Genomic DNA, 12,264 nt, shown 5'->3' with positions numbered 1-12,264 from the left:
GCCGTTCACGATCTCCGTGTGGGCGGGGGTCAGCAGGAACACACGGGTCGACACTCTCTCGATCGAACCGCGCAGGCCGAAGATCAGCCCGGCCGCGAAGTCGACCACGCGCTTGGCGTCCCCGGCGTCCATGGCCGTGAGGTTCATGATGACCGGCACGCCCTCGCGGAACAGCTCGCCGATGGCGCGGGCGTCCCGGAAGCTGTCCGGGGTCACCGTGCCGATGCGGCGGCCCTTCTCCTCGGCGACGTCCGAGGCCACCTTGACGCGCGGATCGGTGACCCAGGCCTCCCCGGGCTCGGTCCCGTCGGAGTAGTCGTCGTCGTAGTAACGCTCGTCTTCGTTGTCGTCGACGAGGCCAAGCCAGGCACTTGCCTTGCGTACCGATCCCATGGACGCCTCCTCTCACAGCGGTCTTTCTGCTTTCCGCACCCCTATGGTCGTCCATGATGCGGATGGCGCGCCAAGTGGATAGACGCCGCGCGGGGGGTTTGTGACGGTACTGGTGCACAGCGAATCCGTCGAGAGTCCGTGTGTCCCAAGGGTCGTTTCCCAAACGGCTGCTGACTGTGAGTGAAATACGATTCTTCTCGGCGTACGGGTGACGGGCGGGGCGTACGGGTGAATGCCCGGGTCGGTACGATGCCGCAGCTCAGCGTCGTTACGAAGCTCGGGGGAGCGCCGTGTTCGGAATCGTCAGGCCCTGCAGGCACCGTCTCGGTGAGAAGCTCACCGGCCAGTGGATGGCGCATTTGTGCGGGCTGTGCCTCGCACTGCGTGGCGATCACGGACAGTTCGCTCGAATGGTGACGAACTATGACGGGCTCCTCATATCAGTTTTGACGGAGGCTCAGGCGGATCCCGGTGCGGCGGGGCGGCGTACGGCCGGTCCGTGCCCGTTGCGCGGCATGCGCACCGCCTCCGTCGCGCACGGCGAGGGGGCCCGGCTGGCGGCGGCCGTATCCCTGGTGCTGGCCTCGGCGAAGGTGCGCGACCACGTCGCCGACGGCGACGGGCTGTTGGCCCGCCGGCCCGTGGCGCGCGCCGCTCGCCGGGTCGCCGCGAGCTGGGACGCGGCCGGCGCCCGTACCGGCACCGCCGTGGGGTTCGACACCGCCCTCCTGGTCGACGCCGTGGGCCGGCAGACCGGCGTCGAGGCGCTGGCCGGGCCCGGGACGCCGATCCTGGCGGTCACCGAGCCGACCGAGACCGCGACGGCCGCGGCCTTCGCCCACACGGCCGTCCTCGCCGGCCGGCCGGGCAACGCCGCGCCGCTCGCCGAGGCCGGACGCCTCTTCGGACGGCTGGCCCATCTCCTGGACGCCGTGGAGGACCTGCGGGCTGACGCCGCGTCAGGCGCCTGGAACCCGATCGCCGCGACCGGTACTCCACTGGCGGAGGTCCGGCGGCTCGCCGACGACGCGGTGCACGGCGTCCGGCTGGCGTTGCGGGAGGCGGAGTTCACCGACGGGCGGCTCGTCCACCGGCTCCTCGCGCACGAGCTGCGCACCTCCGTCGACCGCGCCTTCGGCACGACGGGCTGCGCCCACACCCCCGGCCCCCACACCGCCGGCCCCCGCACCGCCGGCCCTCACGCGGCCGGCCCCTACGCGCCGCCCGGCACCGGTGCCCCGGGCGGGCCCGGCGCCCCGCTGCCGCCCGAGCCGCCGCGCGGCAACCGGCGCGGGATGCTCGCCGGGTGCGCGGTGTGGCTCGGGCTCGCCTGTACGTGTCAGATGTGCTGCGGCACCTATCACGACCCGTGGACGGGCGAGCGCAAGGAAGGGCAGTGCGGCAACTGCGACTGCAGTGGATGCGGGGACTGCTGCAGTTGCTGCGAGTGCTGCGGCAACTGCTGTGACGACTGTGGCTGCGACGGCTGCGACTGCGGCTGCAGCTGCTGAAGGCGAGGTCAGGCCCTCCGGGGGGAGCTCCGGCCCCGGCTATCCGGACGGTCGACTTCCGGACATCCACGGATCGTTCAAGGGGCGACGGCCGAAAGGCCCCCTTGCGCCGACCGTCCGTTCGGCCGAATACTCCCTCCAGCGCTTGTCAGGGGCACGGCGTGTTCGGAATCCGGACGGCCGGCCCCAGGCTGCGCCTCACGGGCCCACAACCCCACGAGGGCCCCCGACTTCCTTTGTGGAGGAACGAAAAGTGAGGATCAAGCGCACCACCCCCCGCAGCGGCATTTCGAGACGGACCCGGCTGATCGCCGTTTCCACCGGTCTCGTGGCCGCCGCAGCGATCGCGATCCCCAGCGCGAACGCGTCCGACACGCCCACCGCCTTCAGCGCCGCCGAGCTCAAGAGCGCCAGCGGCTCCATATTGAAGGCCGACATCCCGGGCACCGCCTGGGCCGTCGACAGCAAGACCAACCGCGTGCTCGTCACCGTCGACAGCACGGTCTCCCAGGCCGAGATCGCGAAGATCAAGCAGCAGGCCGGCGCCAACGCCGACGCGCTCACGATCAAGCGCACCCCCGGCAAGTTCAACAAGCTGATCCAGGGCGGCGACGCCATCTATGCGAGTAGCTGGCGCTGCTCCCTCGGCTTCAACGTCCAGAACAGCAGCGGCACCCAGTTCTTCCTGACCGCCGGCCACTGCACCGATGGCGCGGGCACCTGGTACTCCAACTCCGGCCGGACCACGGTCATCGGCTCGACCACGGGCTCCAGCTTCCCGGGCAACGACTACGGCATCGTCCGCTACAGCGGCTCCGTCAGCCGGCCCGGCACCGCGAACGGCGTGGACATCACGCGCGCGGCCACGCCCAGCGTGGGCACCACCGTCATCCGTGACGGCTCCACGACCGGTACGCACAGCGGCCGCGTCACCGCCCTCAACGCCACGGTCAACTACGGCGGCGGCGACATCGTCTCCGGCCTGATCCAGACCACCGTCTGCGCCGAGCCGGGCGACTCCGGCGGCCCGCTCTACGGCAGCAACGGCACCGCGTACGGTCTGACCTCCGGCGGCAGCGGCAACTGCTCCTCCGGCGGTACGACGTTCTTCCAGCCGGTCACCGAGGCCCTGAGCGCTTACGGCGTCAGCGTCTACTAGGCCGGTTCGGCTCGCAGTTCGCAGCACCTGTGCCCCCGTGCGCTTCGGCGCGCGGGGGCTTTTTTCGCTCTGCGGCAGGGGGCGGCAGGGGACACCAGGGGGCGAAATCCAGCCATCCATAGACCTCACAGAGTGCGCACATATTACTCACGCGTAATGTTTGCACTGCGAACGGGAGTTGTCCGGGTCCGGTTTGACCATGGACGGTCAAAATGAGGGGGCGTGCGGAGCGCTGTCTACGCGCGTCTCGAACTCACCCTTGTGTGCTCCCCGTTGTCGTCGGAATAGTGGGCGCTCGTCAACCAAGCCTTCCGGTTCGCGAGGTCCCCACAACCTCTCGGGCCGACCCCCCACAGGAGGACGTGAGTTGAAGCACCGACGCATACCCAAGCGGCGTGCAGCCGTGGCAGGTGCGGGCATCGCCGCACTGGTCGCCGCGGGAGTGACGTTCCAGACCGCGAACGCCAGCGAGACCCCGGAGGCGTCCGCGCCCCGGACGCTGTCGGTCGCGGCGGCCGGAAAGCTCGCCTCGACGCTGGCCAAGGACCTGGGCGCCGACGCGGCGGGGACGTACTACGACACGAAGAGCAAGAGCCTCGTGGTGAACGTGCTCGACGAGGCCGCCGCGCAGGCCGTCGAGAAGGCCGGGGCCAAGGCGAGAGTCGTGGCGAACTCCCTCGCCGAACTCAAGAGCGCCCGCAGCACGCTGAAGCAGGACGCGACGATCCCGGGCACCTCCTGGGTGACCGACCCGACGACGAACAAGGTCGTCGTGACCGCCGACCGCACGGTCTCCAAGGCCGAGTGGACGACGCTGACGAAGGTCGTCGACGGGCTCGGGGCGAAGGCCGAACTCAAGCGGACGAAGGGGGAGTACAAGCCCTTCATCGCCGGTGGTGACGCGATCACCGGTGGCGGTGGCCGCTGCTCGCTGGGCTTCAACGTGGTCAAGGGCGGCGAGCCGTTCTTCCTGACCGCCGGGCACTGCACCGAGGGCATCTCCACGTGGTCCGACTCCGGCGGCAAGGAGATCGGCACCAACGCGGACTCCAGCTTCCCGGACAACGACTACGGGCTGGTCAAGTACACCGCGGACGTGGCTCACCCGAGCGAGGTGAACCTGTACGACGGGTCGACGCAGAAGATCTCGGGCGCCGCGGAGGCGACCGTCGGCATGGCGGTCGTCCGGAGCGGTTCGACGACGCAGGTGCACGACGGGAAGGTCACGGGGCTGGACGCCACCGTGAACTACGGCAACGGCGACATCGTGAACGGGCTGATCCAGACCGACGTCTGCGCGGAGCCGGGGGACAGCGGTGGCTCGCTGTTCTCGGGTGACAAGGCGATCGGGCTCACGTCCGGTGGCAGCGGTGACTGCACCTCGGGCGGGGAGACGTTCTTCCAGCCGGTGACGGAGGCGCTGTCGGCGACCGGGACCGAGATCGGCTGACTCGCGGGTTCGTGAAGCCCCGCCCCTCGCACGGGGGGCGGGGCTTTCGCGTGGGCGCGGTGCCCGGCCGCCGTACGCGGGTGCCGGGCACCCTCGGTCATGGCGTTCTGCCGTCCTCGCGCCGGGTCACGGCGTTCTGCGACGGGCCGCCGCCAGGGTGATGGCCGTGCCCGCCAGTGCCCACGCCGCCAGGACCAGCAGGGGGCCGGTCATCGCGTGGTTGTCGAAGTAGGCGATCGAGCGGGTCGACCAGGTGCCGGCGCCCGGGGGCAGGGCCGGGCCGATCGCCTTCCAGAAGGGTGGGAGGAGGGGCGGGGGCAGGGCGCCGCCCGCGCTCGGGTTGCCGAGGACGACCACCAGCAGGATGACCAGGCCGATGCCGATCGTGCCGAAGAGGCCCTGCAGGGCGAGGGTGGCCGCGCCCACGGCGAAGATGATCAGGGTGCCCAGGCCCCAGAGGGCCGCCGTGCCGCCGGGGAGGGCGTCCAGGACCGGGCCGGCGATGAGGGCCCCGCCGAGGCCGCCGGTGATCGCGACCAGGGCCATCACCGCCAGGCGGATCGCGGCGCGCGAGGGGTTGGCGGGTTGTGCTCCGGCGCTGATGGCCAGGGCCGCGGCGCCCAGGTAACCGCCCACGCACCAGCCGATCACCAGGTAGAAGGACGAGAGGCCGTTGGGGTCGTGGCGCGCGGACGGGATCACGTCGATCGTGCGCAGAGTGCGCCGCTCGGACTTCTCCAGGGTGGTGACGAGGCTCGTCAGGGTGGTGGACAGGACCCTGCCGCCGCCGGAGGCGACCAGGAGGGTGTCGGTGGTGCCGGCGGGATCGACGATCAGGGCGGCGTCGATGTCGCGGTGCTCGATCTGTTCCCGGGCCGTGGCCTCGTCCGGCAGGACACGGGGGTCCAGGGGGGAGCCCGGGAGGCGTTCCAGCCGGGTCACGGCCTGGGCGGCGGCGTCCCGTGGGGCGACCAGGCCGAAGGGCACGTCCTTGGGCTTCGGGTCGTGCAGTGCTCCTACGTAGGAGGCGATGAAGAGCAGCTGGAGCGCGATCACACCGAGGACGAGCAGGGTGGCCCGGGGGGTGACGGCGTCTCTCACCTCGGCGAGGAACGAGCGGTGCGGCATGCCTCCACGGTCGGGGGGTTTGCGGTGTTTCCGCAGGTGGGGCGGGGCCGAACGGATGTCGCACATACATTCGAGGATGGGGGTATGGTGGGGGTGAGGTAGCTGGGAACAGATGTTCGAGAGCCGGTGTGGTTCACGAGTGCGGGAGGTGCGTGTGCCGGGGTTCACGCATCTGCACACCGTCTCCGGGTTCTCGTTGCGCCATGGAGCCTCGCACCCGGAGCGGCTGGCCGAACGTGCCTCCGAACGGGGCATGGACGCCCTGGCTCTCACCGACCGCGACACGCTGGCCGGTGCCGTGCGGTTCGCCAAGGCCTGCGGGAAGGCGGGGGTCCGTCCGCTGTTCGGCGCGGATCTGGCGGTGGCGGGAGCGGAGCCCCCGGGCGCGGCCGGGCGGCAGGGGCGGCGCCGGACCCCGGTGCGCGGCGGCGCCTTCGTCGACGAGTCGGCTCCCCGTGTGATCTTCCTCGCCCGGGACGGGGCCCGGGGGTGGGGAGAGCTGTGCCGGCTCGTCTCGGCCGCCCATGAGGGGGACGGGACGCCCCTGCTGCCGTGGGACCGGCACCGTGCCGAGGGGCTGACCGTGCTGCTCGGGCCGGACTCGGACGTCGGGCGCGCCCTGGCCGCGGGGCGCCCCGACCGGGCGGCGCGGCTGCTCGTGCCCTGGCGGGAGGTCTACGGCGACGACCTGCGGCTGGAGGCCGTCTGGCACGGCAGGAAAGGCACCGGACCCGGGTCGCTGCGGCTGGCCGCCCGTACCGTCGGGTTCGCCGCCGAACAGCGGATCCGGCCCGTGCTCACCAACGCCGTGCGGTACGCCGACCCGGGGCTGGGGCCGGTCGCCGACGTGCTGGACGCCGCCCGGCGCCTGGTGCCCATCGACCCGGCCAAGGAGCTGGACTCCGGGGAGGCCTGGCTCAAGGACCCGGGGGCCATGGTGCGTGCCGCCGAGCGGATCGTGGAGGCCGCGGGGTTCCGGCGGGACACCGCTCACCGGCTGGTGGAGCAGACCGAGGCCACGGCCGCCGAGTGCCTGGTCGACCCCGAGGACGATCTCGGGATCGGGACCGTCCACTTCCCCGAGCCGCACCTGGTCGGTGCCGGGCGCCGTACCGCCCAGCGGACGCTGGCCTCACGGGCGGTCGCGGGAATGGTGCTGCGCGGGTACGACCGGCGGCGGGAGTACTGGGAGCGGATGCACCACGAGCTGGACATCATCGCCCACCACGGGTTCGCCTCCTACTTCCTGACCGTCGCCCAAGTGGTGGACGACGTCCGGAAGATGGGCATCCGGGTCGCCGCCCGGGGGTCCGGCGCCGGGTCGCTCGTCAACCATCTGCTCGGGATCGCGCACGCCGATCCGATCGAGCACCGGCTGCTGATGGAGCGGTTCCTGTCGAAGGAGCGGGTCGTGCTGCCCGACATCGACATCGACGTGGAGTCCGCGCGCCGGCTGGAGGTCTACCGCGCGATCATCGACCGGTTCGGCACCGAGCGGGTCGCGACGGTCGCGATGCCGGAGACGTACCGCGTGCGGCACGCGATCCGGGACGTGGGGGCCGCCCTGTCCATGGATCCGGCCGACATCGACCGCATCGCCAAGTCCTTCCCGCACATCCGGGCGCGGGACGCCCGTGCCGCGCTGGAGGAACTGCCCGAACTGCGCGGCCTGGCGGGGGAGAAGGAGAAGTACGGGAAGCTGTGGGAGCTGGTCGAGGGTCTTGACGCCCTGCCGCGCGGGGTGGCCATGCATCCGTGCGGGGTGCTGCTGTCCGACGCCTCCCTGCTCGCGCGCACGCCGGTCATGCCGACCAGCGGTGAGGGCTTTCCGATGTCGCAGTTCGACAAGGACGACGTCGAGGACCTCGGGCTGCTGAAGCTCGACGTGCTCGGGGTGCGGATGCAGTCGGCCATGGCGCACGCGGTGGAGGAAGTGCGGCGGGTCACGGGGGAGAAGGTCGATGTGGACGCCCTGCCCCCGGGGGATCCGCAGACGTACCGGCTGATCCGGTCCACCGAGACGCTCGGCTGCTTCCAGATCGAGTCGCCCGGACAGCGGGACCTGGTCGGGCGGCTCCAGCCGGCCGACTTCCACGATCTCGTCGTCGACATCTCGCTGTTCCGGCCCGGACCCGTCGCCGCCGACATGGTGCGGCCGTTCATCGAGGCCCGGCACGGGCGGGCGCCGATCCGCTACCCGCACCCGGATCTCGAAGGTCCGCTGAAGGAGACGTACGGGGTCGTCGTCTTCCACGAGCAGATCATCGACATCGTCGACATCATGACCGGCTGCGGGCGTGGTGAGGCCGACCGGGTGCGGCGCGGGCTGTCCGACCCGGAGTCGCAGGGGCGGATCAAGGTGTGGTTCGCGCAGCACGCGGCGGCGAACGGCTATGACGCGGAAACGATTCAGCGGACCTGGGAGATCGTCGAGGCCTTCGGGTCGTACGGCTTCTGCAAGGCGCACGCGGTCGCCTTCGCCGTGCCGACGTACCAGTCGGCGTGGCTGAAGGCGCATCACCCCGCCGCCTTCTACGCGGGGCTGCTCACCCACGATCCCGGCATGTACCCGAAGCGGCTGCTGCTGGCGGACGCGCGGCGGCGCGGGGTGCCCGTGCTGCCGTTGGACGTGAACAAGTCGGGGGTCGCACACCGCATCGAACTGGTGTCCGGTAAATGGGGGCTGCGGCTGGCGCTCTCCGATGTGCACGGCATCAGCGAGGCCGAGGCGGCGCGGATCGCCGAGGGGCAGCCGTACGCCTCGCTGGTCGACTTCTGGGAGCGGGGCCGGCCCAGCCGTCCGCTGGCCCAGCGGCTCGCGCAGGTGGGAGCGCTGGACGCGTTCGGCGCCAACCGCCGTGACCTGCAACTGCATCTGACCGAGCTGCACCGGGGCGCGCGGGGCGCGGGCGGTGGCCAGTTGCCGTTGGCCGGCGGGCGGAAGACGGCCCCGGCCGGGCTGCCCGACCTCACCTCCGCGGAGCGGCTCAGTGCCGAGCTGGGCGTGCTGTCCATGGACGCCTCGCGCAACCTGATGGACGACCACCGGCAGTTCCTCGACGAACTGGGCGTGGTCTCGGCGCGGCGGCTGCGCGAGGCCCGGCACGGGGAGACGGTGCTGGTCGCGGGCGCCAAGGCGGCCACCCAGACGCCGCCGATCCGGTCCGGCAAGCGAGTCATCTTCTCCACCCTGGACGACGGCACGGGCCTGGTCGACCTCGCCTTCTTCGACGACTCCCACGACGCCTGCGCCCACACCGTCTTCCACTCCTGGCTGCTGCTGGTGCGCGGGGTGGTGCAGCGGCGCGGCCCGCGCAGCCTCAGCGTGGTCGGGTCCGCCGCCTGGAACCTCGCGGACCTGCTGGAGGTGCGCCGGGAGGAGGGGCTGGAGGGCGTCGCGGCCCGGTTGGCCGGTGCCGGGACCGGTGATGCCGGTGACGACGGCGAGGGAGCTGCCCGCCGCCGGCTCGCCGGCTCCGAGGGAGCGCCCGCGCCGGCGGGCTCCGCGGCCCGGGACCCGATGGAACAGCGGAGGATCCGCATGCCCACGGGGTACGAGATGCACCCCTGGGCCGATCTGCGCCCCGCGGGCGAAGGGCCCGCGGTGGGAAGGAAGTTGTGGCACCAGAGTCCGGGGAGTGCGGGATGACCATCCTCTGCGTACGTTTCCAGCTGCCGCCGGCCCGCGAGGCCGACCTGCCCCGACTGCTCGGGATGCTGGAGGAGTTCACACCCGTCGTCCAGGCCCTGCCGCCCGACGGGGCGCTGGCCGACCTGCGGGGCGCCGAGCGGTACTTCGGGCGGGACGCCGTCGAACTGGCCTCGGTGATCCGGGTCCGGTCGCTCGCGCTGTACGGCGTCGACTGCCTGATCGGCGCCGGGCCCGGGCCGATGCTGGCGCGCGTGGCGCTGCGCGACGCCGTGCCCGGGGTGACCTGCGCGGTGCCCGAGGAGCGGGACGCCATCGCGGAGTTCCTCGCGGACAAGCCCGTCGCCGCACTGCCCGGCGTGGGCGCCGCGACCGCCCGGACGCTGGGCGAGTACGGCCTCGACACCCTCGGCCTGGTCGCCGCCGCACCGCTGTCCACGCTGCAGCGGCTGATCGGCGCGAAGGCCGGCCGCGAACTGCGCGAGAAGGCGAACGGTGTCGACCGCGGCCGGGTCGTGCCGAACGCCGTCTCGCGGTCCCTCGCCGCGGAACGCCCCTTCGAACGCGACGAACTGGACCCCGACCGGCATCGCCGGGCACTGCTCTCGGCCGCCGAGGAGATCGGCGCCCGGCTGCGCGCCCTGGAGAAGGTCTGCCGCACGCTCACCCTCACCGTGCGCTACGCCGACCGGTCCGCCACGACCCGCAGCCGCACCCTGACCGAACCGACCGCGCACTCCCCGGCGCTGACCAGGACCGCCTACGGCATGTACGAGGCGCTCGGGCTGCAGCGCGCCCGGGTCCGCGCGATCGCCCTGCGCGCCGAAGGGCTCGACCCCGCCGACCAGGCCTCCCACCAGCTGACCTTCGACCCCGTGGACGAGAAGGTCCGCCGCATCGAGGAGGTCGCGGACCGCGCGCGGGCGAAGTTCGGGCCCCGGGCGGTGATGCCCGGGGGACTAGGGGGCCTGGCGGCCTAGATCCCTCCACCTGACCTCAGTTGGCCCAGGGCGGCACGACGCGGGTGCCGTCCGTCAGTCGTGCCTCCAGGCCGATCGAGGTGGTCACCCAGGAGTACGCGGTCCGGTCGCTGGGGTTCTCGACGGTCAGGGTGGCACCGGGGTTGATGATCACGGTGTCGCCCGCCGCGATCCGTTCGGTGCGGCCGTCGAGGGTGATCAGCAGCTCGCCGTCGAGCAGGTGGAAGATCTCCTCCCGGCTGACGGTGTGCGCCGGCGCCTTGAGCCCGGCGGGGATCTCACCGCGCCAGGCGCACAGCTCCTCGCTGCCGCTGCGGGGCGTGGCGTACGAGACGAAGCGGGCGCCGTGGATCTCGTGAGTGACGGCTTCGGACGAGCGGACGACGGGCATGACGGCCTCCATATAGTCAAGCAGCTTGACTATATGGTCAAGCCGCTTGACCTTCGCGTCAAGGGTGTTTCAATGCATGCGTGCACAACTCCGAGGCCATGGCCCTGTCCGCCGCCCTGCTCGCCGCCGCCGGCGGACTCACGCAGCGCATCCACGAGGGCGTGGTCGCGCGTGGTTTCGAGGGGCTGCGCCCCGCGCACGGCTTCGCCTTCGCCCGGCTCGCGCCGGACGGCGCGACGGTCACCGACCTGGCCGCCCACCTCGGGGTGACCAAGCAGGCCGCCAGTCAGCTCGTCGACGAGATGGTCCGCAAGGGGTACGCCGAGCGGCGGCCGCATCCCGACGACGCCCGCGCGCGGCTGGTCGTGCTGACCGGGCGGGGGTGGGACTGCACACGGGCGGCCGAGGAGGCGGCCGCGGAGGCCGTGCGGGAATGGGGGGACCTGCTGGGGGAGCGGGAAATGCGTGTGCTGGGTGAGCAGTTGCTGCGGATCGCGCCCAGCGGGCCGCTGCGGCCTGCCTGGTGAGGGGGCGTCAGGGGATACGGCGGCGGCGGTTACCGCTGGAAGTTTTTACTGACGCGTAACTTCCCAGTTTGACTACTCGCTCGTAACTTGACGAGTGAACAGCATCCTCGTGATCCGGATCACAGGGCTTCGTGCCGTCGCACCCCCTTGAGCCGCAAGGAGATCACCCGATGCTGCCCTGGAAACGAGCGCTCAGACCCCTGGCCGCGCTGCTGCTGACCGCTGCGGCCGTCACCGTCCCCGCCACCACCGCCCAGGCGTCCGGCGCTTCGAGCTCCGGCTGGAACGACTACTCCTGCAAGCCCTCCGCCGCCCACCCCCGCCCCGTCGTCCTGGTCCACGGCACCCTCGGGAACTCCGTCGACAACTGGCTGGGCCTCGCCCCCTACCTCAAGGTCCGCGGCTACTGCGTCTTCTCCCTCGACTACGGCCAGTTGGAAGGCGTCCCCTTCTTCCACGGCCTCGGCCCCGTCGAGAAGTCCGCCGCACAGCTGAGGGACTTCGTCGACAAGGTGCTCGCCGCCACCGGCGCCGCCGAGACCGACCTCGTCGGACACTCGCAGGGCGGCATGATGCCCCGCTGGTACCTGCGGTTCCTCGGCGGAGCCGCCAAGGTGAACGCCCTGGTCGGCATCGCGCCCAGCAACCACGGCACCGACCTCAACGGCTTCACCCGCCTGTTGCCCTACTTCCCGGGCGCCGCCGGCCTGCTGTCGGAGAACACGCCCGCCCTCGCCGACCAGGTCGTCGGCTCGGACTTCCTGAAGAAGCTCAACGCCGGCGGCGACACCGTGCCCGGCGTGCGCTACACCGTCATCGCCACCAAGTACGACGAGGTCGTCACCCCGTGGCGCAGCCAGTACCTGAGCGGGCCGGACGTGCGCAACGTCCTGCTCCAGGACCTGTGCCCCGTCGACCTGTCGGAGCACGTGGCCGTCGGGCTGCTGGACCGGATCGCCTTCCACGAGGTGGCCAACGCGCTCGATCCGGCCCGGGCGACGCCCACCACCTGTGCTTCGGCGTTCGACTGACACGTGTCGTTTTGGTTGACACGTGTCAGAGAAACGTTTCGGGGC

10 protein-coding genes are annotated in these 12,264 nt (G+C 71.9%); 7 read left to right on the top strand and 3 right to left on the bottom strand.

All coding sequences use genetic code 11. The features are described 5' to 3' along the window. On the bottom strand, positions 1–393 hold a 393-nt coding region (locus tag ABZ948_RS24285), incomplete at its 3' end, for a cell division protein SepF (RefSeq protein WP_359762793.1). Positions 394–743: 350 nt separating this feature from the next. Between ABZ948_RS24285 and ABZ948_RS24280 the strand changes: the two genes are divergently transcribed. From ABZ948_RS24280 to ABZ948_RS24270, 3 genes are all read left to right on the top strand, one after another. Further along, on the top strand, positions 744–1,904 hold the full coding sequence (locus tag ABZ948_RS24280; protein WP_435857584.1) for a DUF5685 family protein: 1,161 nt from the start codon (positions 744–746) through the stop codon (positions 1,902–1,904). 253 nt (positions 1,905–2,157) lie between these two features. After that, complete coding sequence (locus ABZ948_RS24275) at positions 2,158–3,063, top strand: S1 family peptidase (protein ID WP_359762790.1); 906 nt, start codon at positions 2,158–2,160, stop codon at positions 3,061–3,063. 367 nt (positions 3,064–3,430) lie between these two features. Next, complete coding sequence (locus ABZ948_RS24270; RefSeq protein WP_359762788.1) at positions 3,431–4,513, top strand: S1 family peptidase; 1,083 nt, start codon at positions 3,431–3,433, stop codon at positions 4,511–4,513. Positions 4,514–4,639: 126 nt separating this feature from the next. Here ABZ948_RS24270 and ABZ948_RS24265 read toward each other — a convergent pair whose 3' ends face one another. Beyond that, positions 4,640–5,641 carry a DUF3533 domain-containing protein gene (locus ABZ948_RS24265; protein WP_359762786.1) on the bottom strand — a complete coding sequence of 334 codons (1,002 nt, stop codon included), beginning with the start codon at positions 5,639–5,641 and terminating at the stop codon, positions 4,640–4,642. Between the two features lie 154 nt (positions 5,642–5,795). Between ABZ948_RS24265 and ABZ948_RS24260 the strand changes: the two genes are divergently transcribed. Beyond that, positions 5,796–9,290: a DNA polymerase III subunit alpha gene (locus tag ABZ948_RS24260; protein WP_359762784.1), complete on the top strand. Its 3,495-nt coding sequence runs from the start codon at positions 5,796–5,798 to the stop codon at positions 9,288–9,290. Continuing rightward, positions 9,287–10,270, top strand: a complete 984-nt coding sequence (locus ABZ948_RS24255) for a DNA polymerase Y family protein (protein ID WP_359762782.1) — start codon at positions 9,287–9,289, stop codon at positions 10,268–10,270. The genes ABZ948_RS24260 and ABZ948_RS24255 overlap by 4 nt, the downstream gene beginning before the upstream one ends. Positions 10,271–10,286: 16 nt before the next feature. On the opposite strand, the gene ABZ948_RS24250 is transcribed toward ABZ948_RS24255, so the two are convergent. Beyond that, complete coding sequence (locus ABZ948_RS24250) at positions 10,287–10,661, bottom strand: cupin domain-containing protein (protein WP_359762780.1); 375 nt, start codon at positions 10,659–10,661, stop codon at positions 10,287–10,289. A gap of 80 nt (positions 10,662–10,741) precedes the next feature. Here ABZ948_RS24250 and ABZ948_RS24245 point away from each other — a divergent pair, with 80 nt between their 5' ends. Together ABZ948_RS24245 and ABZ948_RS24240 are read left to right on the top strand one after the other, a co-directional pair. Continuing rightward, a complete protein-coding gene (locus tag ABZ948_RS24245; protein ID WP_359762778.1) occupies positions 10,742–11,188 on the top strand; it encodes a MarR family winged helix-turn-helix transcriptional regulator in 447 nt (148 codons plus the stop codon). A 170-nt stretch (positions 11,189–11,358) separates the two neighbouring features. Next, positions 11,359–12,219 carry an esterase/lipase family protein gene (locus tag ABZ948_RS24240; RefSeq protein ID WP_359762775.1) on the top strand — a complete coding sequence of 287 codons (861 nt, stop codon included), beginning with the start codon at positions 11,359–11,361 and terminating at the stop codon, positions 12,217–12,219. The last annotated feature ends 45 nt before the right edge of the window (positions 12,220–12,264 follow it).

Source organism: Streptomyces olindensis, assembly GCF_040645895.1.
In the GTDB taxonomy this organism is placed as follows: domain Bacteria; phylum Actinomycetota; class Actinomycetes; order Streptomycetales; family Streptomycetaceae; genus Streptomyces; species Streptomyces olindensis.
The sequence above is the reverse complement of the archived record's forward strand: the minus strand, read 5'-3'. Positions and strand labels throughout refer to the sequence as shown.

Bases quoted from the DNA above. Each gene is read 5' to 3' on its own strand.
- ABZ948_RS24280 (WP_435857584.1), top strand. From the start codon at position 744: ATGGCGCATTTGTGCGGGCTGTGCCTCGCACTGCGTGGCGATCACGGA.
- ABZ948_RS24265 (WP_359762786.1), bottom strand. From the start codon at position 5,641: ATGCCGCACCGCTCGTTCCTCGCCGAGGTGAGAGACGCCGTCACCCCC.
- ABZ948_RS24255 (WP_359762782.1), top strand. From the start codon at position 9,287: ATGACCATCCTCTGCGTACGTTTCCAGCTGCCGCCGGCCCGCGAGGCC.
- ABZ948_RS24250 (WP_359762780.1), bottom strand. From the start codon at position 10,661: ATGCCCGTCGTCCGCTCGTCCGAAGCCGTCACTCACGAGATCCACGGC.
- ABZ948_RS24240 (WP_359762775.1), top strand. From the start codon at position 11,359: ATGCTGCCCTGGAAACGAGCGCTCAGACCCCTGGCCGCGCTGCTGCTG.